This window comes from Duganella sp. Root198D2 (genome assembly GCF_001428585.1).
Lineage (GTDB): Bacteria > Pseudomonadota > Gammaproteobacteria > Burkholderiales > Burkholderiaceae_D > Rugamonas.
This window is the reverse complement of sequence record NZ_LMIC01000001.1, coordinates 55,305-79,511: the sequence shown is the minus strand read 5'-3', so window position 1 is coordinate 79,511 and position 24,207 is coordinate 55,305. Positions and strand designations below refer to the sequence as shown.

Genomic DNA, 24,207 nt, shown 5'->3' with positions numbered 1-24,207 from the left:
TCAATTCAATGGTTTCCCCAAGCTTACCAAGAATCGCTGGCATTCGGCGGCCAAAGGCGCATTCAGGGTCATTTGCTTGCCCGTTTCCGGATGGGTAAACGTAATCTGGTGGGCGTGCAGGAACATGCGTTTCAGCGCACCACGTGTTTCAGTCGCTTTCTGCAGCGCCTTGTTGAGCGCGAAATCGCCGTATTTATCGTCACCTGCGATAGGGAAGCCCGAAGATTGCAGATGAACGCGAATCTGGTGGGTGCGCCCGGTCTTCAGCTCGGCCTCCAGCAGGGCAAAGCCTTCGAATTTCTGCAGCAGGCTGAATACCGTGTGCGAAGCCTGGCCATCGGCTTGTACCCGCACCCGCCGCTCGCCATCCGCCAGCGTGAATTTATGCAAAGCCAGCTTGACGTGCTGGCGCTTGTTCTTCCAGTCGCCCACGGCCAGGGCCAGGTAGCGCTTGTCGGTCAGGCCGTCGCGCATCTGGTCATGCAGGTTGGTCAAGGCGGTACGCTTCTTGGCGATCAGCAGCAGGCCGGAAGTTTCCCGGTCGAGGCGGTGCACCAGCTCCAGGAACTTGGCGTCCGGGCGGGCAGCGCGCAGTTGCTCGATGACGCCAAACGAGACGCCGGAACCGCCATGCACGGCAACGCCGCAGGGCTTGTTAATCACCAGCAAGTTGGCGTCTTCGAAAATGACTTCGAACTCGGCGGCAGGGACAATGACTTCTTGCTTTTCAGCAATTCGAATTGGTGGAATGCGGACCAGGTCGCCGTCATTCAGGCGGTACAACTGGTCGATGCGGCCTTTGTTGACCCGCACTTCACCCGAGCGCAGGATACGATAGATGTGGCTCTTCGGCACACCTTTGCAAACACGCAACAGGTAGTTATCGATCCGCTGACCGGCCTCTTCTTCAGTGATCGTCACGAATTGTGCTTGCGGCAGGACCTGTTGGGGGGAAGCGGAATCGGCTTTTTGCGACTTGTTTTGGCCGGGCTTCCCAGAATTTCTCTCTAAGTCCTTCATTTTGAATATATAATCGTTATGCCGCAGTTTATCTGCTGCATGTGTAAAGAATTAAACGTACATTTTACACAGGGGCGTATCTACTGGCCTCGCCAAACGCAAATTCGGTAGAAAAAATTGTATACGCACATTCGTGCGCCGATCAGGGTCGCAACCATTGTTGCCATCGGCTCGAGCGCCCGTGTGCTGAATTAGACTGGCTGGATTGTTAGGATAAGTCCGGCGAGCAAGCACTACAGTCGTTGCTCGCTGGTTGATGAAGTGGATTACGCTTGCCGTTTCGCCAAGGCACCATACAAGATGTCCTGGCCCGACGATGTGCGCACGCCTGCATTCTCCCGCCACCCGGCAACGCTCGGGCCGTTGGATGATGTTGCACGCAGTGCGCAAACTCGGCATGACGATTTGCTTCATGCGCCCAATGCGGCGGCAGCGCTTCGCGCCTGCCGCATGACGAGGCATTTCCCCCTACAGCCTCCTTAATTCACGCGTATATCCTTGTACTTCGCCGTCTCCACGGAGGCGGCTTTGACATGGCCCAAGGGTCGCGGAGTTAATAAAAATGAAACGCATGTTGTTTAATGCTACGCAGCAAGAAGAGCTGCGCGTAGCAATTGTCGACGGTCAAAAGTTGATCGACATCGACATCGAGACCGCCGGACGAGAGCAGCGCAAGTCCAATATCTACAAAGGCGTCATCACTCGAATCGAACCCTCCCTCGAAGCTTGCTTCGTCAGCTACGGCGAAGACCGCCACGGCTTCCTCCCCTTTAAAGAAGTTGCCCGCACCTATTTCCGCGAAGGCGTCGACGTGCGCAATGCATCCGTCAAGGAAGCACTGCGCGAAGGCCAGGAAATCATGGTCCAGGTGGAGAAGGAAGAGCGCGGCAATAAAGGCGCGGCACTGACCTCCTTTATTTCGCTGGCTGGCCGCTACCTGGTGCTGATGCCGAACAACCCGCGCGGTGGCGGTGTCTCGCGCCGGGTGGAAGGCGAAGAACGCCAGGAACTGCGCGAAACCATGGACAAGCTGGACCTGCCGCAAGGCATGTCGGTGATTGCCCGTACCGCCGGCATCGGCCGTACCGTGGAAGAGCTGCAGTGGGACTTGAACTACCTGATGCAACTGTGGCGCGCCATCGAAGGCGCCTCCAAGGCAGCCAACGGCGCCTTCCTGATCTACCAGGAATCGTCCCTGGTGATCCGCGCCATCCGCGACTACTTCCAGCCTGATATCGGCGAGATCCTGATCGACACCGACGAGATCTACGAACAGGCGCACCAGTTCATGTCGCACGTGATGCCGGACATGGTGCATCGCGTGAAGCGCTACAGCGACGACGTGCCGCTGTTCTCCCGCTTCCAGATCGAACACCAGATCGAAACCGCGTACTCGCGTACCGTGCCGCTGCCATCCGGCGGCGCCATCGTGATCGACCATACCGAAGCCCTGGTCTCGATCGACGTCAACTCGGCCCGCGCCACCCGCGGCTCGGACATCGAAACCACCGCCTTCCACACCAACTGCGAAGCCGCCGACGAAGTGGCGCGCCAGCTGCGCCTGCGCGACTTGGGCGGCCTGATCGTGATCGACTTCATCGACATGGAAGTGTCGAAGAACCAGCGCGAAGTGGAACAGCGCCTGAAAGACGCCCTGCACCACGACCGTGCGCGCGTCCAGATGGGCAAGATTTCCCGCTTCGGCCTGATGGAACTGTCGCGCCAGCGCCTGCGCCCTTCCCTGTCGGAAGGTTCGCACGTGACTTGCCCGCGCTGCTCGGGCACCGGCCACATCCGCGATACCGAATCGTCCGCCCTGCAGGTGCTGCGCATCATCCAGGAAGAGGCGATGAAGGAAAATTCCGCCGCGATCCACGTCCAGGTGCCAGTCGACGTGGCTGCCTTCCTGCTGAACGAGAAGCGCGGCGAAGTGCTGAAGATCGAGACCCGTCACCGCATCACCGTGATCCTGATCCCGAACAAGCACCTGGAAACCCCGCATTACAAGCTGGAACGCATCAAGCACGACGATCCACGCCTGGAAGACCACGCTGCCTCCTACACCATGGCCGAAGCTGCCGAGACCGACATGTCGTTCTCCAAGCGCCACAAGGAAGAAGCCAAGCCGCGCCAGGAAGCCGTCGTCAAGACCATTACTCCGGAGCAACCAGCACCGCTGGTGGAACACAAGCCGGAAGCTGCCAAGCCAGCTGCTGCGCCACGTGCTGCCGCCGTCGCAGCGCCGGCAGAAAAAGGCTTCTTCGCCAAGCTGATCTCCTTCTTCACCGGTGGTGACAAGGAAGAGCCAGCGCAGCCGAAAGCACCGGTCATCGTCACCAAAGCACCAGCCAACGCCGAACGCGGCGACCGCAAGGACCGCGGCCAGCGTGGCCGCAACCGCGGCGGTAAAGGCGGCCGTGGTGAACGCGAAGACCGCGAGCCAGGTTCCCGTCCAGGCGCCGAGGAAGCAAAACCGGCCGCAGAAGCGCGCAAGCCACGCGAACAGCGCGAGCCGCGCGAAACGCGTGAACCACGCCAGCCGCGCGAACCGCGCGAGCCACGTGAACAGCGCGAAGGCGCCGAGGCAGCCCAGGCCCAAGGCCAGCGAGCCGAGCGCGAGCCGCGTGAACCACGCCAGCCACGCCAGCCGCGTGAGCCACGCGCTGAGAAACCTGTTGCGGCCGAGGCCAAGGCCGAGGAATTGGCACTGGCTGCAGCCGGCGTGGGTCCGGTTGGCACCGGCTCCGGCGCGCCTGACACGCCGGTACTGGTGAAAGCTGTCGCCAACACCGGCCCAGAGGGCGAAGACGCAGACGGTGCGGAAGGTGGCGATGAGCCGCGCCGCCGCCGCCGCCGCGGTGGCCGTAACCGCAACCGTCGTGAACGTGAAGGCGCCGAGGGCATGGACGGCGTGGACGGTGCCGAAGGCGCCGAAGGCGCAACCGAGGCAACGTTCACCGTTGCTCCAGATGAAGGCGTTGTTGCCCCGGCCGCGGCTCCGCTTGTTGCCGATGCAGCGCCTGCTGCCATCGCTGTGGAACCGGCATCGACCGAGGCTGCCAGCGCCGCTGCTGCCGAAGGCGCCGCCGCTCAAGCTGTGGCTACCGCGGCTGTCGAAGCTCCCGTGGTTGCCGAGCCAGTTGGTGCCGCGCCGGTTGCCACTGCTGCCGCCGCGGCGCCAGTCGAGGCAGCGCCAGCCGAGGCAGCACCAGTGGTTGCCGCTCCAGTGCCGCCAGCCGCTGTGGACCTGCCAGTTGCCGCGCCGGCAGCTGCGGAACCGGTCGAAGTGGAAGCTGTTGCAGCTGCTCCAGCTTCGCCACAAGGCGTGCTGCCGTTCGCGGATGCCGCTCAGGCAGTCGCCGAACCGGCAACCGCGGAAGAAGTCGCTGCCGACGTGGTCGAGCCAGCGGCCGCTCCGGTTGCTGCTGCGCCAGCGCCAGCCCCAGTTGCGCCAGCGCCAGTTGCCCCAGCGCCAGCTCCTGTAGCTGCCCCGGCGCCAGCTCCTGTAGCTGCTCCGGCGCCAGCGCCGGCCGCAGCCAAGGCTGACGTCAACGCCATGCTGGCCGCTGCCGGCCTGTCGATGGCAGTGACCGACCCGGCCAAGGCGCGTGCCGCGCAGGAGGCGGCCGCCGCAGCCGCCACCTCACAGCCGATCCGCGTGCCTCGCGAGCGCAAGCCGCAGGAAGCTGTCGCCAGCGAGCCGTTGGTGCAGGTTGAAACCAAGGTGAATGGCTAAGCAGCCTGGCACTGACGAAAAAGGGAAGCCGAGCGCTTCCCTTTTTCATGTCCCATTGTCGGAAGCCTTCCTGTACTGGCTCAAATTGGGCTTCATCAGCTTCGGCGGCCCGGCTGGCCAGATCGCCCTGATGCATGCCGAACTGGTTGAGCGCCGGCGCTGGATCTCCGAACAGCGCTTCCTGCACGCCCTGAACTACTGCATGCTGCTGCCCGGCCCCGAGGCCACGCAGCTTGCCATCTACATCGGCTGGCTGATGCACCGCACCCTGGGCGGCATCCTTGCCGGCGTGCTTTTCGTACTTCCTTCACTTTTACTGCTGATCGGCCTGTCCTGGGCCTACATGGCCTATGGCAGCCTGCCCGCCATCGCCGGCATCCTGTACGGCATGAAGCCGGCCGTCGTTGCCATCGTGCTGGCCGCGGCCTGGCGCATTGGCAAACGCACGCTGCGCAATCGCCCGCTGCTGGCGATCGCACTGGGCGCCTTCACTGCCATCAGCTTCATCAAGCTGCCCTTCCCTGCCATCGTCGCCACGGCTGCCCTGCTGGGCTGGCTGGGCGGCCGCCTGCGCCCGGACCTGTTCGCGCTGGGCGGCGCCGCGCACGGCCCGGCCGCAACGCAAGGCGCGCATGCCGCCGCCCTGATCGACGATGACACGCCAACCCCGCAGCACGCCCGCTTCAGCTGGGCCGCACTGGCCCGCGTCGCCGGCGCCGGCAGCGCATTGATGGCGGCTGGCTGGCTGCTGCTGGCCTGGATATTCGGCGTCGACAAACCGCTGGCGCAAATGGGCTGGTTCTTTACCAAGGCCGCCATGATGACCTTTGGCGGGGCTTACGCCGTGCTGCCCTACGTCTACCAGGGGGGCGTCGAGCATTTCCAGTGGCTGACAGCGGCCCAGATGGTAGACGGCCTGGCCCTGGGCGAAACCACGCCGGGCCCGCTGATCATGGTGGTCGCCTTTGTCGGCTTTGTCGGCGCCTGGACGCAGGAGGCGATTGCCGGCCATCCCGCCCTGGCAGGCGTGCTGGGCGCCACCGTGGCGGCCTGGTTCACCTTTGTCCCTTCGTTCGTCTTCATCCTGGCCGGCGGCCCGCTGGTCGAATCCACGCGCGGCAATATCCGCATGACCGCGCCGCTGACCGCCATTTCCGCCGCCGTGGTGGGCGTCATTGCCAGCCTGGCACTATTTTTCGGCGTCCACGTGTTCTATCCGGCCAACCGCTGGGAATGGCCGGCCGTGGCAATCGCCGCTGCCGCCGCCATCGCCTTGATGCAGTACAAGCAAGGAACAATCCGCGTATTACTAGCCTGTGCAATTGCTGGCGTCGTGCTATCGTACCGGGTGTAACCGCACACCCAGCATGACCGAAAAAATCATCCTCCTGAATGATGGCCGCAGCCTGGCGCCGGCCATCCCGGCAACATTAGTGGCGCCCACCGGCAGCCTGTTGGACAGCTTCGCCCGTCCGCTGCACGACCTGCGCATTTCCATCACCGACCGCTGCAACTTCCGCTGCGTCTACTGCATGCCGAAGGAAGTGTTCGACAAGGACTACCAGTACCTGCCGCACAACGCCCTGCTGACGTTTGAAGAGATCACGCGCCTTGCCCGCCTGTTTGTCGAACACGGCGTCGAAAAGATCCGCCTGACCGGCGGTGAACCGCTATTGCGCAAAGACCTTGAGCGGCTGGTCGGCATGCTGGCCGAACTGCGCACCGTGAGCGGCAAACCGCTCGACCTGACCCTGACCACCAATGGCTCCCTGCTGGCCCGCAAAGCCCGGTCGCTGAAAGACGCCGGCCTGCAGCGTGTGACCGTCTCGCTCGACGCGCTGGACGACGCCACTTTCAAGCGCATGAACGATGTCGACTTCGCAGTGGAAGACGTGCTGCACGGGATCGACGTGGCGCACAGTGTCGGCCTGGGCCCGGTCAAGGTAAACATGGTGGTCAAGCGCGGCATGAACGAGCAGGAGATCCTGCCGATGGCACGCCATTTCAAAGGGTCGCCCGTCATCTTGCGCTTCATAGAATTCATGGACGTCGGCACGTCGAACGGCTGGAACATGCACGACGTGGTGCCATCGGCGGAGCTCGTGCGCATGATTGGCGCCGATATGCCGCTGCTCCCCGTCGATCCGAACTACAGCGGCGAAACGGCCGAACGCTGGCGCTATGCGGACGGCGGCGGCGAGATCGGCGTAATCTCCAGCGTGACGCAGGCCTTCTGCAAGGATTGCTCGCGTGCGCGCCTGTCGACCGAGGGCAAACTCTACACCTGCCTGTTCGCCTCGCGCGGCCACGACCTGCGCGCCCTGGTGCGCGAAGGCCGCAGCGACGCGGAAATCTCGTCCGCCATCGGTGCGCTGTGGAGCGTGCGCGCCGACCGCTATTCAGAACTGCGCACCATCAATACCGAAGGCCTGGCGCCGGGCGCCGGCCGCAAAGTCGAAATGTCATATATTGGGGGTTGAGCCGGCGATGGGACAAAACATCAGTGCATTGATCCTGGCAGGCGGACGCGGCACCCGCATGGGCCGCGTCGACAAGGGCTTGCAGCCGTTCCGCGGCGGCACGCTTGCCTCCCAGGTGCTGCAGCGGCTTGCGCCCCAAGTAGCCAGCGTGACCATCAACGCCAACCGCAACCTCGGCGCCTACAGTGCACTTGGCGTGGAAGTGCTGCCGGACGAACTGGAAGGCTACGAAGGCCCGCTGGCCGGACTGCAAACCGGACTGCGCCATTGCGCGACCGACCTGCTGCTGACAGCCCCATGCGACTCCCCCTTCCTGCCGGCGGACCTGGCGCAGCGCCTGTACGACGCACTGAATGCGCAAGGCGCCGACCTCGCCGTGGCGTCGACGCTGGAAACCGGCGAAGACGGCAAAACACGCACGCAACTGCATCCCGTATTCTGCCTGGTACGCAAGAGCGCCCTGCCCGCGCTGGACGACTACCTGCAGTCCGGCTCGCGCAAGATGGATGGCTGGTACAAGTCGATCAAGGTGGCCGAAGTGCTGTTCAACGACGCTGCGGCCTTCCGCAACATCAATACGCTGGCCGAATTGCAGAATGAGGAAGATGCCGCCGCCAACCCTTCGCTGAAAGACGTGGCCAGCTGCCTGTCCGGTTACGATCCGGACGCGCTGCCGGTGCGCACCGCGCAGCGCATCATCCGCGACTTCATCCAGCCGCTGCGCGGCATCGAGAAAGTCGCGCTGCGCAGTGCCCTGGACCGCGTACTGGCGGCGGACGTGATTTCACCGATCAACGTGCCGGCGCACGACAACTCCGCCATGGACGGTTTCGCCTTTGCCGGCACCCAGCTGAAAGCCGACGGCAATACCACGCTGAAGGTGATCGGCACCGCCTACGCCGGCCGGCCGTCCGCCTTGAAGCCCGGACCTGGCGAATGCGTGCGCATCATGACCGGCGGCGTCATGCCCGAGGGCTGCGACACGGTGCTGCCGCAGGAACTGGCGGCCGACCTGAGCGACGTCGCCGTGACAATTGCGGCAAACACCGTGCGCACCGGCGACAACCGCCGCTTCAAGGGTGAAGACCTGGCCGCCGGCACGCCAGCCCTGCGGCAAGGCAAGGTGCTGCGCCCGGCCGACCTGGGCCTGCTCGCTTCGCTCGGCCTGGCCGAGGTGCCGGTGCAGCGCCGCCTGCGCGTGGCCTTCTTTTCCACCGGCGACGAATTGCGCTCGATCGGCGAGCCGCTGGCAGAGGGCTGCGTCTACGACAGCAACCGCTACACCCTGTTCGGCATGCTGCAGCGGCTTGGCTGCGATATCGTCGACATGGGCATCGTGAAAGATGACGCGGCATCGCTCGAAGAAGCCTTGCGCACAGCCTGCGAGTGCGCCGATGCCGTGATCACTTCCGGCGGCGTGTCCGTTGGCGCGGCCGATTACACCAGGCAGGTCATGGCCACGCTGGGCGACGTGCACTTCTGGAAGATCGGCATGCGCCCCGGCCGCCCGATGGCTTTCGGCCGCATCCGCTCCAACGGCCACAGCGCTTATCTGTTCGGCCTGCCGGGCAATCCGGTGGCAGTGATGGTTACCTTCTATTTCTTCGCCCGCCACGCCCTGCTGCGCATGATGGGTGCGGACTCGCCTGGCGACCAGTTGCTGCGGGTGCGCTCCGCCCAGCCGATCCGCAAGAAGCCCGGCCGCACCGAATACCAGCGCGGCATCATTGTCACCGCAATGGACGGCACGCGCGAAGTGCGCATCACCGGTTCGCAAGGCTCCGGCATCCTGCGCTCGATGTCGGAAGCGAACTGCATGGTGGTACTGCACGACGAGCAAGGCAATGTGGCCGAGGGCGACCTGGTCGACGTGATCATTTTCGACGGTCTGGTTTAGGGGACCAGCAATGCCTGGATCTCCGGTTTCCCGTAGTTGTCGCGGGTGACCATGACGGCATCGGTCAGGATGGTCTGGTCTTTCATGGCCGCGCCCCGCGCAGCCGCCAGCGCCGCTTTCATGGAGAGATAGCCCATCTGGCGCGGGTCCTGCACCATCAAGCCGTTGATTTCCTGCTTGCTCAATCCATCCAGCAGGAAGTCGGTGGTGTCGAATGCGACGAATCTCTTCTTTCCGGCAAAACCCGCTTGCCGCAGCGCCCGCAGCATGCCGTCGCTGGTCGATTCATTGACGGCGAATATGCCGTCAAGACCAGGGTGTTTCTCCAGCATCAGCGCTGCGCCGCGCGCCGCTTTGCCGCGTGTGCCGCCGCCATATTCGTCGGCCACGATGTTGATACGCGGTGCGTTCTTCTTCATGTAATCGATAAAGCCCTCGGCCCGCTCTTCCGTGGATCCGCTGCCTTCGATGGTGCGCAAGATCGCCACACTGCCCTGCCGGTTCAGCAGGCCGGCCAGGCGTTCGGCCGCCAGCCTGCCTGCCGCAAAATTGTTGGTGGTGATGAAGTTGGTGTGCGCCTTACCGTCCAATGCGGAATCCACGGCAATCACCTTGATCCCTAGCGCAGCAGCATATTCGACCGGCGCCACCAGGCGGCTGCGATCGGTCGCGGCGATGATGACAGCGTCGACGCCCACTCTGGAATAGATGCGCAGGATCTCGATCTGCGAGTCGACGTCGTCGTTGTGCGCCGGGCCGCGCCAGGTCAATTGAACATGCCCGTCCTCCCGCATCGCGCGCTCGACTCCCTGTCGCATGAAAGTCCAGAAAACCTGGTCGCGCGACTTGGGGATGAAGACGACATCCAGGTCCTTGGCCGATACCGGGCACGCCGCCAGAGCGATATAACTCAGCAGGAGCAAGATCCATTTTTTCATGATCTCACTATCTTACCCCCTGCCATGCGCCAGGGAGCGCCTTCAGCCACATCCGATCTCCACCCGATTCAGTAACGGTAGCAGTGCGCCTGCTGCGGCTCGCTGCGCACCAGGGCGGTGGTCCAGGCGGGGTTGGTGGCTTGCTGGCACTTGACCAGGACGTCGGACCAGGCTTTCAGGTTGGCCTCGGACGCGCCCTTCTTCCACGCTTCGTCCATGGCGCGCGCCACTGCTGTTTGCTGGCGCGGGGCGCCTAGCGGACGGCCGAAACTGTCGCGTGCGGGGGCTAAATCAAGGGGTGCGCGCAGGGCCGGCTTTGCGGCCTGGAGTTCAGGTTCGCCGCCCCACGCGCCGACTGAAGCTGGCAACAGCAGTGCTAACGCGAGGCGGGCGGCTGCTTTCATCACTCAGATGGGGCTGTCGGCGTCTGCGTCACTGTTGTCCGCCGCGCCCAGCATGAGCAAGGCTTCTTCAGGGGGCAGCGCTTCGACGGATTTCAGCTTACGGGCCATCTGGCGGCTGCGAACTTCGGCATTTTCGATATTGCGCGCGGCGCGTTCCAGCGTGGTCTTGGTCGCGGCAAGCACGTCGCCGAATTTCGCGAATTCGGTCTTCACGGCGCCCAGCACTTGCCATACTTCGGACGAGCGTTTTTCCAGCGCCAGCGTGCGAAAGCCCATTTGCAGGCTGTTCAGCAGCGCAGTCAGCGTGGAAGGACCGGCGATGCTGACGCGGTTCACGCGCTGCAGTTCATCTGCCAGGCCAGGGCGGCGCATCACTTCCGCGTACAAGCCTTCGGTCGGCAGGAACAGGATGGCAAAGTCGGTCGTCATCGGCGGCGAGACGTATTTTTCAGAGATCGTCTTCGCCTCGCCGCGCACAGCGCGTTCCAGCTCGCGGCCAGCGGCGGCTACGCCTTCGGCGTCGGCGCGGTCGGCCGCCTCCAGCAGGCGTTCGTACTGTTCTTTCGGGAACTTGGCATCGATCGGCATCCACACCGGCGCCCCGCCCTCTTTCTGGCCTGGCAGCTTGAGCGCGAATTCGACGCGGGCATTGGTGCCGGGTATGGTCTCGACGTTCTTGGCGTATTGATCCGGCGTGAGGATTTGCTCGAGCAGCATTTCCAGCTGTACTTCGCCCCAGGTGCCGCGCGTCTTCACGTTGGTCAGTACGCGCTTCAAATCGCCCACCCCCAGCGCCAGCTGCTGCATTTCGCCCAGGCCCTGGTGCACGCGCTCCAGGCGTTCGGACACCTGGCGGAACGATTCGGTCAGGCGCGTCTCCAGCGTTTCATGCAGTTTTTCGTCGACCGTCTTGCGCATTTCCTCCAGCCGCGCGCCGTTATCGGCCTGCAGCTCGCGCATCCTGGTCTCCAGCGCCACACGCACCTCCAGCAGGCGGCGCGTATTCGATTCGGTCAGGACCTCGATCTGGCGGCGCATGGTTTCCAGCTGCTGCACGGTGGCAGCGTGCGACTGCGACAGCATATTGCCCATTTCCTGGCGCTGCGCCTGCGCGGTAGCCTGCAACTGCAGCCGCACTTCACGCTCGACCCGGTCCAATTGGTCGGCAACATCGCCGCCGCGGCTACGCAGCAGCGCAACAATTTGCAGCACGAAGATGACGGCGGCCAGCGCCAGCAGGATGGTCAACTCCATCAATCGGCCTTGTTCCGCATCCAGTCCGCGGTCTGGTAGAACGACTCCATCAGCCGCAAACGCAGGTCTTCTTCGATGCCGACATCCTGCATCGCCCACGCCATGCAGCGCAGCCATTGGTCGCGCTCACTGGAGCCGACTGCGAAAGGCAGGTGGCGTGCGCGCAGGCGCGGGTGGCCGAAGCGTTCGATAAACAGGTCCGGACCGCCCATCCAGCCGCTGAGGAACCAGAACAGCTTGTCGCGCGAGCCGTCGGTGCTGGCCGGATGCATGGCGCGGATGCCGGCGAACTCCGGCTCCAGTTCCATCAGGTCGTAAAAACGGTCAACCATCGCGCGCAGCATGGTTTCACCGCCGATGACTTCGTAAAGGGTGCGTGCTTCATCATTCATAAAGCAATGATAGCGCATGGACGTATTGATGTGGATCAAGCATAGTGTTGATTCTGCGCAAAATGCGCCAACAAACCGCCATCATTGCCAGATGATCCGACGCCTTATCCGAACCCGCCTGCGTGCCCGCAGTGCCGAGGAAATCGCCGACCTGCGCCTGGCTGCGTTAAGCTGGCTCGGAATCACCTGCTTTCCACTGTATTACGCGATTTTCGGCTGGCTGGTGCCGCAGCCTTATGAAAACCTGGCGGCGCGCATGATTGGCACTGCGCTCGGGATCGGCGGCCTGCTGGCACGCCGCCTGCCGCCGCGGCTGCGCGATCGCTACACCCTGGTGCTGGTGACCTACGAGCTGCCCTTTTTCTGCACCTTCATGTTCCTGATGAACCACGCCAACGTGACCTGGTCGCAGGTGATGCTGGTGATGCTGGTTGCGCTGTTCCATTTCGACTTCCACCTCGCGCTGCGTGCCGGCGCCATCGGCATATCCAGCGCCATGCTGCTGGCAATCGCGCTGGGTGCCGGCGACGTGCTCGTTTCCACGGAAGTGCTGCAATTGCTGCCCGTGCAGTTGTTCCTGGCCGGCTGGATGTGGGTCTTCTCGCAAAGCCGGAAAGCGCTGGAAGAAGAAAAGCTGGAAGGCCTGGGCGAAGGCCTGGGCGCCGTGGCGCATGAAATGCGTACGCCGCTGGCCAGCCTCGATGCCAACGTGCGCGGCCTGTCGCGCATGCAGCAGCGCGCCGGGCAGGACAATCCGGTAATGCGCCAGGCACTCGGGCGCATGCAGTACGAGGTGCGCCACATGAATCATATGATCGACCTGTTCCTGCTTAGCGCGCAGGCAGTACGGCAAAAGCTGGACGCGCACGAAACCGTGTCCATGCTCGATACGGTCGAATCGGCGCTGCGCCGCTATCCTTTCACGGGCGAGGTCCAGCGCCAGCTGGTGGCGCTGCAGGTGCGCAGCGATTTCCGCTTCGGCGGCCAGAACGAACTGGCCATCATGCTGCTGCTGAACCTCCTGCGCAATGCGATGCAGGCGGTGCAGCGCGCCGGCAAAGGCCGGGTCAGGATCGTGATCGACGGCGCCCGGCCGGTGCCGCGCGTTCTGGTGATCGATACCGGCTGCGGTATCGCACCGCACCACCTGCCGATGATTTTCCAACGCTTCTTCACATATCCAGAGCATAATGGCGCCGGCATCGGCCTGGCTTTATGCCGCCAGGTGATGCAAGCTTGGCAAGCGAAACTGCATTGTGTCTCACGCGAGCACGCATATGCTATCTTTGTGCTCGAATTCCCCTTAAAAGCAAGCCGTTGAACCATGAAACTGCCCGTTTACGCCCACCCAACCATGACCGTCCTGGTGGACGACAGCGATACCTTCCTCCATAGCCTGGTATTCCAGCTCGATCCTATGCAGGCCAGCGTATGCTTCCATGACCCGCTGCAGGCGCTGGAATGGTTCAAGGCCAATGCCCAAAGCAGCGAACTGCCGCTGCAGGTCGATTTCGACAATCCTAACCAGTCGGCGGAGCAGCGCAATGTGGCAGTGGACCTGGAGCGGATCTACCGGATTTCCGGCCAGCCCCGGCGTTTTTCCATTCCCTCGGTGCTGGTGGTCGACTATTCGATGCCGCAAATGAATGGCGTGGCGTTCTGCCAGGCGATCCAGCACCTGCCCTGCAAGAAGATCCTGTTCACAGGCCAGGCCGATGAAAAGATCGCGGTGGATGCCTTCAACCGCGGCCTGATCGACCGCTATATCAAGAAAAGCGCAGACGATGCGCTGGACCGGCTGGAAGAAGAAGTGGCGGCGCTGCAGAAGGCGTTCTTCCAGGAGCAGTCGGAAACCCTGCTGGACATGCTGGTGCTGCACGAATTCAGCTTCCTGCGTTGCGGCGCGCTGGCCAGGGTAGTGCAGCAGCTGTACCAGGAGCACGGCTTCGTCGAACATTACCCATTCCCCAGCCCGAGCGGCATCCTGTTCTTCAAGGCTGACGGCTCGGCGCAGCTGATGGTGGTGGAGACGGCGCGCGGTTACGAATCCCAGGTGGAAATGGCTCGCGACAGCGGCGCCCCGCAATCGCTGGTGGAGGCACTGGAAGAAAAGCGCATGCTGCCCTTCTTTCCGCCCGATGGCATGTATTCGGACGAGGTGGGCCAGCATTGGCACCGCTACTGCAAGGCGCCGCAGGTGTGCAAGGGGCTGGAAACCTATTACTGGGCCCTGTTCGAAATCGAGCCTGCCCTGCTCGATATCCAGCCTACCCCTTACGCAGAATTCCTGCGCCAGCATACGCCGCCGCTGGCGGCGTAATCCCCATCAAGCCTCCCGCAGCGTCTGCAGGGGGGGGTGATTCAGCACATTGCGCAGGCCAAGCGAGCCGCCGACCGCGGCGCACGCTGCACCTGCCAGCAAGCCTGCCAGCCAGACCCAGGGACTGAAAGTCCAGGCGAACTTGAACTGGTAAGTCGCCAGGCCCCATCCCATCATCCCTGCCCCGGTGGCGGCCAGCAGGCCGCCCAGGCCCCCGACCAGCATGAACTCGATCAGTTGCGCTTGCGACAGCTGGCGGCGGGTGGCGCCAAGGGCGCGCAGCAGGCCGGCCTCGCGGCGCCGTTCGTCCTGCGAGCCCATCAAGGCGGCATACAGTACCAGCACGCCGGACAACAGGGTGAAGGCAAACAGGAATTCCACCGCCTGGATCACCTGGTCCAGCACCGATTGCACCTGGCGCAGGATGCCGCCCACGTCAATAATGGTCAGGTTGGGGAATTCACGCGACAGCGCATTGCCGGCCACCAGGGCTTCCTTCGGCAAGTGGTAGGACGTAATCCAGGTTTGCGGCGTGTCGGCCATTACGGCGGGATTGATGATGACGAAGAAGTTCACCCGCATCGAGCCCCATTCCAGCTTGCGCAGGCTGGTAACCTTTGCCTCCACCGGCGAGCCGGCGATATCGAAACGCATCGTGTCGCCCAGCTTCAGGCCCAGCGTCCTGGCGATGCCTTCCTCGACCGAAGCTTCGCCCGCGCTGCCGCGCATTTCCCATTTACCGGAGGTGACCCGGTTCTGGGACGGGAGCTCGGTCATGGTCGACAGGTTGAACTCGCGTTCGGCCAGCCCTTTCGCGCGCTCGTCGGTGTAGCTCTCGCTGGTGATAGCCTTGCCATTCACCGCCACCAGGCGGCCGCGTATCATCGGGAACAGCGGCACGTCCTTCACCCCGGCTCCTTTCAGGCGCGCAGCGATGGCGTCCTTCTGCTCCGGCTGGATGTTGATGATGAAGCGGTTCGGCGCATCCGGCGGCATGGTATTGCGCCAGGCCGACATCAAATCGCCGCGCACCACGGTCAGCAGCAGCAACGCCATCAGGCCGAGCGACAGCGACACCACCTGCACCACGGTGGCGCCGGGACGGCGGCGCAGCGAGGTGACAGCGAAGCGCCACGAGTGGTGCGAAAACGCGTTGCGCAGCGGACGCAAGGCCTGCAGTCCAAGCCAGCCCACCAGCGCGAACACGGCGCAGCCAAGCAGGAAGCCGCCGCCGGTCATGCCGGCCAGCTTGACGTCATTCGATTGCCACAGCAGCAGCGCGCCGAAAGCTGCGATGCCAAGGCCATAAGTCGCCAGTGCAGCCGGCTTGGGGGCGGCCGCTTCGCGGCGGATGACGCGGTTGTGCGGCACGTTGCGCAATTGCAGGATCGGCGGCAGCGCGAAGCCGGCCAGCAGGATCATGCCGGTAGCCAGGCCTTGCAGCGCCGGCAGGAAGCTCGGCGCCGGAATATCGGCGGCCACCAGGCTGCCAAGCAGTTGCAGCAGCACGTAGTGGGCGCCAAAGCCGAGCAGTACGCCGAGCAGGCTGCCGGCCAGGCCGACCAGCAGGAATTCAACGAGGTAGATCACCGTCACCTGGTTTTGCGTCAGCCCCAGGCAGCGCAGCATGGCGCAGGAATCGAGATGGCGCTGCATGAAGCGGCGTGCCGCCATCGCCACCGCCACGGCAGCCAGCATGGCCGACAGCAGGCCGACCAGCGACAGGAAACGGTCCGCGCGGTCGAGCGTGGCGCTCATTTCAGGGCGCCCTTCTTCCAGCGATTCAAGGCGCACGCCGCGCACGTTATCCTTTTTGAGCAGGGCTTTGAGCCATTCGCCGTATTCCTGCGTCGGCTTGGAGCTGGCGCCGGGTCCTGCCACCAGCAGCCGGTAGCCGACGCGCGAACCTTCCTGCACCAGATTCGTGGCGGGCATATCGGACAGGGCAAGGAAAACGCGCGGCGCGAAGTTGATGAAGCCACCGCCCCGATCCGGTTCCGCGGCAATCAGCTGCGTCACGCGGAACTGCTGGTCGCCCAGCTGCACCGTGCCGCCCACGGCGACGTCCAGCGCAGCCGCCAGCGCCGGGTCGATCCAGATCGTGCCCGGTTGCGGCGCGGCAGGCGCCGGGCTGCCGATGCTTTCATTGGCCTGCGCAATATCGGTATTGACCTTGACGCGGCCGCGCAGCGGATAGCCCGGGCTGACGGCTTTCAGCGTTACCAGCACGGAGCGGGCGGTATCGCCCTGCCCGGCCTGTGCCATGCTGGGAAAGGCCAGCGTATCGGCCACCAGCAGGCCGCGCTTCCGTGCTTCGTCGCGCCAGGCCGCAGGCACCGGATTATCGGCCACCACCACCAGGTCGGCGCCCAGCAACTGGTGCGCATCGCGGTTCAGCCCGCTGCGCAGGCGATCGATGAAGAAGCCGGCGGCCGCGAGCGCCGCCACCGCCACCACCAGCGCAACCAGCAGGAAGCGCAATTGCCCGGCGCGCCAGTCGCGCACCGTCATCCTCAGGGCTTGTCGAAACATTGATTGTCAGGCCAGGTTAAACCACGTTGAAGGCAGAGAAGTAGCTATCCACCTCATCCAGCAACTTCTGCTTTTCGTCCGCCGGCAGGAAAGCCGCTTCGAAACTGTTGCGCGCCAGCTGGTGCGCATGCGCCAGGCCGAGCGGCAGGGCGTCGAACAGGGCGACGAAGTTGTCGTTCATATAGCCGCCGAAGTAGGCCGGATCGTCTGAATTCACCATCGCCACCAGGCCCGCGTCAAGCAGGTCCAGCAGGTTATGGTCCTTCATCTGGTCGAACACGCGCAGCTTGGTGTTGGACAGCGGGCAGACGGTCAGCGGCATGCGCAGCGCGGCCAGGCGGCGCGTCAGCGCCGGATCTTCCAGGCAGCGCACGCCGTGGTCGATGCGTTCCACCTTGAGCAGGTCGAGCGCGGTTTCGATATAGGCTGGCGGGCCTTCTTCGCCGGCATGCGCCACCAGATGCAGCCCCAGGTCGCGGGCGCGCGCAAACACGCGCGCAAATTTTTCCGGCGGGTGGCCGACTTCCGAAGAATCGAGGCCGACGCCAATAAATTGATCGCGGTATGGCAGCGCAGCGTCCAGCGTGGCCAGCGCATCTTCCTCGCTCAGGTGGCGCAGGAAGCACAGGATCAGCTTGGCGCTGATCGGGCCTTCTTCGCAGGCGCGGTGGATACCATGAATTACATCGCCAATCGGCACCCCGCGCGCGGTGTGGGTCTGCGGGTCAAAAAAAATCTCCGCATGGCGCACATGGTCGGCTTTGGCGCGCTGCAGGTAGGCCATGGTCATGTCGTAGAAGTCCTGCTCTTTCAGCAGCACGCTGGCGCCGGCGTAGTAGATGTCGAGGAAGGATTGCAGGTTGGTGAAGGCATACGCGGCGCGCAGCGCCTCAACCGAGGGATAGGCCAATTTGACGCCATTGCGCTCGGCCAGCGCGAAGATCAGTTCCGGCTCCAGCGAGCCTTCGATGTGGATGTGCAGTTCGGCCTTCGGCATGTTTTGCACGATGGAGCGCATTTGGGTGGTCATGTCTGTTCTCTCTCGCTTTGGACGTGTTGTGCATCATACTTCACATGTGCTGCAGAGTCGGGCCAGCCGTGCTACTGTGGTGCCAACGCGCGAGGGGACGAGCACCGGCTTTACTTCTAGATCCATTAGAGCAATAATAAATTTCATCAACGTAAGATGCGTTTCGAGCCCGGCAACCATCCCTCCCGCCGGCTAATAATGATCCAGCTCTGAGCCTCGGGCAATCCCTGGCACCTCAAGCAAGCTGGCAAAGCATTGAGCAGGCCTGCAGCCCATAGCTTCGACTGCCGACCATGTGACTAGTAGATTTTTCATTAAAGGACATTCACATGACCATTTTTGACAACTACGCAGCACGCTACGAGCGCACCAAGGAAGAGGAAATGTCCCTCTCCGAATATCTCGCGCTTTGCAAAAAGGACCGCCTGACCTACGCTTCGGCGGCGGAACGCATGCTGGCTGCGATTGGCGAACCGACCCTGGTTGATACGCGCAACGATACGCGCCTGTCCCGCATCTTCGCCAACAAGGTCATCAAGATTTATCCCGCCTTCCGCGAGTTCTACGGCATGGAAGACGTCATCGAACAGGTGGTCGCCTACTTCCGCCATGCCGCGCAGGGGCTGGAAGAGCGCAAGCAGATCCTCTACCTGCTGGGCCCGGTCGGCGGCGGCAAGTCTTCGATTGCGGAAAAGCTCAAGCAATTGATGGAAGAAGTGCCGTTCTACTGCCTGAAAGGCTCGCCGGTGAACGAATCGCCGCTCGGCCTGTTCAGCGAGGGGGAAGACGGCACCATCCTGGAGGAAGACTACGGCATTCCGCGCCGCTACCTGCGCAACATCCCTTCGCCATGGGCGGTCAAGCGGCTGCATGAATTCAATGGCGATATCAACCAGTTCCGCGTGGTCAAGCGCTACCCTTCGGTGCTGAAACAGACCGCCATTTCCAAGACCGAGCCGGGCGACGAGAACAACCAGGACATTTCCTCCCTGGTCGGCAAGGTCGATATCCGCAAGCTGGAAGACTATGCCCAGGACGATCCGGACGCTTACAGCTATTCCGGCGGCCTGTGCCTGGCCAACCAGGGCCTGATGGAATTCGTCGAGATGTTCAAGGCGCCGATCAAGGTGCTGCACCCTTTGCTGACCGCCACCCAGGAAGGCAATTACAAGGGCACGGAAGGCTTTGGCGCGATTCCGTTCGAAGGCATCATCCTGGCGCACTCGAACGAGTCCGAATGGAAGAGCTTCAAGAACAACCGCAATAACGAGGCATTCCTCGACCGTATCTATATAGTGAAGGTGCCGTACTGCCTGCGCGTCACCGACGAAATCAAGATTTACGAGAAGCTGCTGCACAATTCTTCGCTCGACAAGGCGCCTTGCGCCCCGGGCACGCTGCGCATGATGTCGCAGTTCGCCATCCTGTCGCGCCTGAAAGAGCCGGAAAACTCGAGTATTTTCAGCAAAATGCTGGTGTACGACGGCGAAAACCTCAAGGATACCGACCCGAAAGCCAAGTCGATCCACGAGTACGTGGACTACGCCGGGGTGGACGAGGGCATGAACGGGCTGTCGACGCGCTTCGCCTTCAAGATCCTGTCCAAGGTCTTCAATTTCGACTCGACCGAGGTGGCGGCCAATCCGGTGCACCTGCTCTACGTGCTGGAACAGCAGGTCGAACGCGAGCAGTTCCCGCCGGAGACCGAACAAAAGTACTTCTCCTATATCAAAGAGCACCTGGCCCAGCGCTACGTCGAATTCATCGGCAAGGAAATCCAGACTGCCTACCTCGAGAGCTACTCCGAATACGGCCAGAATATCTTCGACCGCTATGTGACCTTTGCCGACTTCTGGATCCAGGACCAGGAATACCGCGACCCGGATACCGGCGAGAGCTTCGACCGCGAATCGCTGAACAACGAACTGGAGAAAATCGAGAAGCCGGCCGGCATTTCGAACCCGAAAGACTTCCGGAATGAGATCGTCAACTTCGGGCTGCGCGCGCGCGCCAATAACGGCGGCAAGAATCCGGCCTGGACCAGTTACGAGAAATTCCGCACCGTGATCGAAAAGAAAATGTTCTCCAACACCGAAGAACTGCTGCCGGTGATTTCCTTCAACGCCAAGGCCAGCGCCGAGGACGCCAACAAGCATGCCGACTTCGTGGCGCGCATGGTGGAAAAGGGTTACACGGCCAAGCAGGTGCGGCTGCTGTGCGAATGGTATCTGCGCGTGAGGAAGTCGTCCTGATAGAGAAGTGGGATAATCAGGACGCGCCAATCAAGCAGGCAGGAGGAACATGACTTACCTCATCGACCGTCGTTTGCAGGGCAAGAACAAGTCCGCGGTCAACCGCGAACGATTTTTGCGGCGTTACAAAGGCCAGATCAAGGATGCCGTCGGGCGCGCCATCAAGGGGCGCTCGATCACCGACATCGAGAATGGCGAAAAAGTATCCATTCCCGTCAAGGACGTGAACGAGCCCTCGTTCGGCCACGCCCATGGCGGCGTCTGGGAAGTAGTCAACCCCGGCAATGAGGAATACCAGAAAGGCGACTTGATCAACCGCCCCAAAGGCGGCGGGGGCAGCGGCCGCGGCCGCGCAGGCAACAGCGACCAGACCAGCGAAGATGATTTCATCTTCGAATTGTCGCGCGAAGAATTCATGAACTACTTCTTCGAAGACCTGGAACTGCCGCACATGATCAAGACCCAGCTCACGGCAACCACCGAGTTCAAGCCGCAGCGCGCCGGTTACACGGTGTCCGGCACGCCGTCCAATATCCACGTGCTGCGCTCGCTGCGCGGCGCCCTCGGCCGCCGCATCGCCGTGGGCGGCAATTCGCGCAAGCGCCTGATCGAGGCCGAACGCGAACTGGAGGAATTGCTGGTGGCCGGCGCCCCGCTCGACGATCCGCAAGTGATCGAGCTGAAAAAGCTGATCCACCACCTGCACACGCGGCTGCTGGCCATCCCCTTCATCGACCCCTTCGACCTGCGCTATTCCAACCGCATCAAGGTGCCGAAACCGATGACCCAGGCCGTGATGTTCTGCATCATGGACGTGTCGGGCTCGATGGACGAGCAGCGCAAGGATACCGCCAAGCGCTTCTTCATCCTGCTCTACCTCTTCCTCAAGCGCGTGTACGACAAGATCGAGGTGGTGTTCATCCGCCACCATACGGCAGCGTCGGAAGTGGACGAGAACGAGTTCTTCCATTCGCGCGAATCGGGCGGCACCGTGGTCTCCTCCGCCCTGCACCTGCTGAACAAGGTGATCGACGAGCGCTTTGGCGGCGGCAGCTGGAACGCCTATGTGGCGCAAGCGTCCGACGGCGACAACTGGGACAACGATTCCGTGCTGTGCCGGCAACTGCTGGTCAATACCATCATGCCCAAGGTGCAGTACTACACCTATGTCGAGATCACCGACGGCCCGCCGCAGAACCTGTGGGAGCAATACGCCCAGATTCCCGAATACCACCAGCACTTCGCCATGCAGAAGATAGTCACGCCGGCCGATATTTACCCGGTGTTCCGCGAACTGTTCAAGAAGCAGCCAAAATGAACCAGATGAGCAAGCGCCCCCCGCATCCACGGGCCCTGCCGGAGCAATCCGAATGGACGTTTGAATTGATCGAGCAGGCGCACGGGGAAATCCGCCGCGTGGCGCAAAACTTCGGGCTGGACACTTATCCGAACCAGCTGGAGATCATTACTGCCGAGCAAATGATGGATGCCTACACCTCGGTCGGCATGCCAGTTTCATATGCACATTGGTCTTTCGGCAAGCACTTTCTTGCCACGGAAAAAGGCTACAAGCGCGGGCAGATGGGGCTGGCCTATGAGATTGTGATCAACTCCAATCCCTGTATCGCCTATCTGATGGAGGAGAACAGCCTGACCATGCAGGCGCTGGTGATTGCCCATGCTGCCTACGGCCACAATTCTTTCTTCAAGGGCAACTACCTGTTCAAGACCTGGACCGACGCGGACGCGATTATCGATTACATGGTGTTTGCCAAGAATTACATTACCGAGTGCGAACAGCGGCATGGCATCGATGCCATTGAATTGCTGCTCGACTCTTGCCACGCGATCCAGAATTACGGCGTCGACCGCTACAAGCGGCCGGCCAAGCTCTCGCTGGCGCAGGAAGCGATGAAACAGAAGGAGCGCGAAGCCTACCTGCAATCGCAGATCAACGAGCTGTGGCGCACCGTGCCGCGCCGCGAAGAAGAAGCGGTCGACAAGCCGGCGCCGCGCTTCCCGCCCGAGCCGGAAGAAAACCTGCTGTACTTTATAGAGAAGTACGCCCCGCTGCTGGAGCCATGGCAGCGCGAGATCGTGCGCATCGTGCGCAAGATCAGCCAGTATTTCTACCCGCAGCGCCAGACCCAGGTCATGAATGAGGGCTGGGCCACGTTCTGGCATTACACCATCCTCAACCAGCTGTACGACGAGGGCGTGGTCAGCGATGGCTTCATGATGGAATTCCTGAAGAGCCATACCAATGTGGTGTACCAGCCGCCGGTGCATAGCCCCTATTACAACGGCATCAATCCGTATGCGCTGGGGTTCGCGATGATGTCTGACATCCGCCGCATCTGCGAGAACCCCAGCACGGAAGACCGCGAATGGTTCCCCGATATCGCCGGCAGCGACTGGAAGAAGACGCTTGACTTCGCGATGCGCAACTTCAAAGATGAAAGCTTCATTGCGCAATACCTTTCGCCGCGCCTGATCCGCGAGTTCCACTTCTTTGCTGTATTGGATGACGACAAGAACGACAAACTGGCGGTCTCGGCCATCCATGATGAACTGGGCTACCGCTACGTGCGGCAAATGCTGGCCGACCAGTACAACCTGGGCAACCGCGAGCCTAATATACAGGTGTGGTCGGTGAATACCCGCGATGACCGCGCCCTGACACTGCGCCACACGCAGTACAACCGCCGTCCCCTCAACCAGCAGGCCAACGAGGTTCTGAAGCACGTGGCCCGCCTGTGGGGATTTGACGTTCACCTGGATACGGTCTCCCCGGATGGCCAGGTGATCAGCACCATCGAGTGCAAGCGCGAGAAGCGCAACCGGGTGATCTGACCGCCGCTTTTGACAGAGTTAAGTCGAAGCAACACACTTCGCCAAATTTCCTTAGCCTCGCCAGCATTGTTGGCGAGCTTTCTTTCGTCTTACGGAAAAAATGATGAAGATCAATCGCAAGGGCGAAAGATTGGTCAATTTTCTCTTGCTTTTTCTGCCAGACCGCTTTGCAATAGTCTGGTAACAGCCTGCCAATATGGGGCTAAGGGCATGAAATTTAAACGGTTTTCAAGACAAAATTCTATGCAAAAATCCAAAATTCGTATGTATAATTCGCCGACGTCCCGGATGCGGCTGTAGCTTTGTGTCGCCATTTTGGGGGTTTAAAAGGTAGCAACACAAGAGTTGGTATTGGAGAAAGCAGGCATGAATTTCAGTGATAACGAGAAAATTGCCGGGAAGAAGAACTATACGGGCATCGCGTTCGTCGTAGTCCTGCACCTGTTAGCTGGTTACGGCATCGTATCTGGCCTGGGCAAGAAAATGATTAGCAAGATGATCGAACCGGTGGAGACCAAGATCATCGAGGAGGTAGCCCCGCCTCCGCCAAAAGAACTGCCGCCACCGCCACCTCCACCAGAGATGAAGGCACCACCACCGCCATTCATTCCTCCGGTTGAAGTGAACGTGCAGCAACCGCCGCCAGCGCAGAACGTGATCGCCAACGCGACCAGCGTGAAGCCAACCACCACCGATATTCGCCCAGCCCCTCCAGCGGCACCGGCACCGACCGCCCCTCCGGCAACCGGTGTGCGTACCCCGGCTGTGGTCGACTTTGGTACCTGCGCCAAGCCAGAATGGCCGAAGTCGTCGCTGCGTAACGAAGAAACCGGTACCGTGACCCTGTCGTTCCTGATCAGTGCGGACGGCCGTGTCGGCGATTCGAAAGTAGTGAAATCTAGTGGTTTCCGTGATTTGGACAAGGCTGCCATCGTCGGCATCGCCAAGTGCAAGTTCAAGCCAGCCACCGTGGATGGCCATCCACAAGAAACCTGGCAACAGATGCAATACGTCTGGACGCTGGAATAAACCTGAGACAAAGCACCGTCTCGCAACTAAGTAAGTCCGTTGTCGTTTAAGCCAGCGAACTGATTATTTT

General features: G+C 62.1%; 17 protein-coding genes. 10 read left to right on the top strand and 7 right to left on the bottom strand.

Annotated elements, in window-relative coordinates:
* Positions 1-1,020, bottom strand: coding sequence for a 23S rRNA pseudouridine(955/2504/2580) synthase RluC (rluC, locus tag ASE26_RS00370; RefSeq protein WP_055930622.1), 1,020 nt, complete (start codon positions 1,018-1,020; stop codon positions 1-3).
* 562 nt (positions 1,021-1,582) lie between these two features.
* On the opposite strand from rluC, the gene ASE26_RS00365 reads away from it, so the two are divergent.
* The 4 genes from ASE26_RS00365 to glp are packed head-to-tail and all read left to right on the top strand — an operon-like array spanning position 1,583 to position 9,133.
* A complete protein-coding gene (locus tag ASE26_RS00365) occupies positions 1,583-4,756 on the top strand; it encodes an Rne/Rng family ribonuclease (RefSeq protein ID WP_055930619.1) in 3,174 nt (1,057 codons plus the stop codon).
* On the top strand, positions 4,749-6,110 hold the full coding sequence (gene chrA / locus ASE26_RS00360) for a chromate efflux transporter (RefSeq protein ID WP_057245421.1): 1,362 nt from the start codon (positions 4,749-4,751) through the stop codon (positions 6,108-6,110). Before ASE26_RS00365 ends, chrA begins: the two co-directional genes overlap by 8 nt.
* A gap of 13 nt (positions 6,111-6,123) precedes the next feature.
* Entirely contained in the window at positions 6,124-7,236 is a 1,113-nt protein-coding gene (gene moaA / locus ASE26_RS00355; protein ID WP_057245420.1) for a GTP 3',8-cyclase MoaA, read from the top strand.
* Positions 7,237-7,243: 7 nt separating this feature from the next.
* Positions 7,244-9,133 (top strand): gephyrin-like molybdotransferase Glp, encoded by a 1,890-nt coding sequence (gene glp, locus ASE26_RS00350; protein ID WP_055930609.1) that lies wholly within the window; start codon positions 7,244-7,246, stop codon positions 9,131-9,133.
* Here the strand turns inward: glp and ASE26_RS00345 are convergent.
* From ASE26_RS00345 to ASE26_RS00330, 4 genes are all read right to left on the bottom strand, one after another.
* Positions 9,130-10,071, bottom strand: coding sequence for a substrate-binding domain-containing protein (locus ASE26_RS00345; protein ID WP_055930606.1), 942 nt, complete (start codon positions 10,069-10,071; stop codon positions 9,130-9,132). The genes glp and ASE26_RS00345 overlap by 4 nt on opposite strands.
* Before the next feature lie 68 nt (positions 10,072-10,139).
* A complete protein-coding gene (locus ASE26_RS00340; RefSeq protein ID WP_055930603.1) occupies positions 10,140-10,475 on the bottom strand; it encodes a hypothetical protein in 336 nt (111 codons plus the stop codon).
* Between the two features lie 3 nt (positions 10,476-10,478).
* Entirely contained in the window at positions 10,479-11,729 is a 1,251-nt protein-coding gene (locus tag ASE26_RS00335) for a DNA recombination protein RmuC (protein ID WP_057245419.1), read from the bottom strand.
* On the bottom strand, positions 11,729-12,121 hold the full coding sequence (locus tag ASE26_RS00330) for a group II truncated hemoglobin (RefSeq protein WP_055930597.1): 393 nt from the start codon (positions 12,119-12,121) through the stop codon (positions 11,729-11,731). Before ASE26_RS00330 ends, ASE26_RS00335 begins: the two co-directional genes overlap by 1 nt.
* A 91-nt stretch (positions 12,122-12,212) precedes the next feature.
* On the opposite strand from ASE26_RS00330, the gene ASE26_RS00325 reads away from it, so the two are divergent.
* Positions 12,213-13,442 carry a sensor histidine kinase KdpD gene (locus tag ASE26_RS00325; protein ID WP_055930594.1) on the top strand — a complete coding sequence of 410 codons (1,230 nt, stop codon included), beginning with the start codon at positions 12,213-12,215 and terminating at the stop codon, positions 13,440-13,442.
* 3 nt (positions 13,443-13,445) lie between these two features.
* Positions 13,446-14,441 carry a response regulator gene (locus tag ASE26_RS00320; protein ID WP_055930590.1) on the top strand — a complete coding sequence of 332 codons (996 nt, stop codon included), beginning with the start codon at positions 13,446-13,448 and terminating at the stop codon, positions 14,439-14,441.
* A 6-nt stretch (positions 14,442-14,447) separates the two neighbouring features.
* Here ASE26_RS00320 and ASE26_RS00315 read toward each other — a convergent pair whose 3' ends face one another.
* Entirely contained in the window at positions 14,448-16,973 is a 2,526-nt protein-coding gene (locus ASE26_RS00315) for an ABC transporter permease (protein ID WP_057245418.1), read from the bottom strand.
* 16 nt (positions 16,974-16,989) lie between these two features.
* Positions 16,990-18,003: an adenosine deaminase gene (locus ASE26_RS00310; protein ID WP_055930584.1), complete on the bottom strand. Its 1,014-nt coding sequence runs from the start codon at positions 18,001-18,003 to the stop codon at positions 16,990-16,992.
* Positions 18,004-18,332: 329 nt separating this feature from the next.
* On the opposite strand from ASE26_RS00310, the gene ASE26_RS00305 reads away from it, so the two are divergent.
* The 4 genes from ASE26_RS00305 to ASE26_RS00290 all read left to right on the top strand — a co-directional run bounded on the left by ASE26_RS00305 (position 18,333) and on the right by ASE26_RS00290 (position 24,137).
* Positions 18,333-20,255 (top strand): PrkA family serine protein kinase, encoded by a 1,923-nt coding sequence (locus tag ASE26_RS00305; RefSeq protein WP_055930581.1) that lies wholly within the window; start codon positions 18,333-18,335, stop codon positions 20,253-20,255.
* Between the two features lie 49 nt (positions 20,256-20,304).
* Positions 20,305-21,573 carry a YeaH/YhbH family protein gene (locus ASE26_RS00300; protein WP_055930578.1) on the top strand — a complete coding sequence of 423 codons (1,269 nt, stop codon included), beginning with the start codon at positions 20,305-20,307 and terminating at the stop codon, positions 21,571-21,573.
* 5 nt (positions 21,574-21,578) lie between these two features.
* A complete protein-coding gene (locus tag ASE26_RS00295; RefSeq protein ID WP_156398010.1) occupies positions 21,579-23,108 on the top strand; it encodes a SpoVR family protein in 1,530 nt (509 codons plus the stop codon).
* Positions 23,109-23,474: 366 nt separating this feature from the next.
* Positions 23,475-24,137 carry an energy transducer TonB gene (locus ASE26_RS00290; protein ID WP_055930572.1) on the top strand — a complete coding sequence of 221 codons (663 nt, stop codon included), beginning with the start codon at positions 23,475-23,477 and terminating at the stop codon, positions 24,135-24,137.
* Positions 24,138-24,207: the final 70 nt, after the last annotated feature.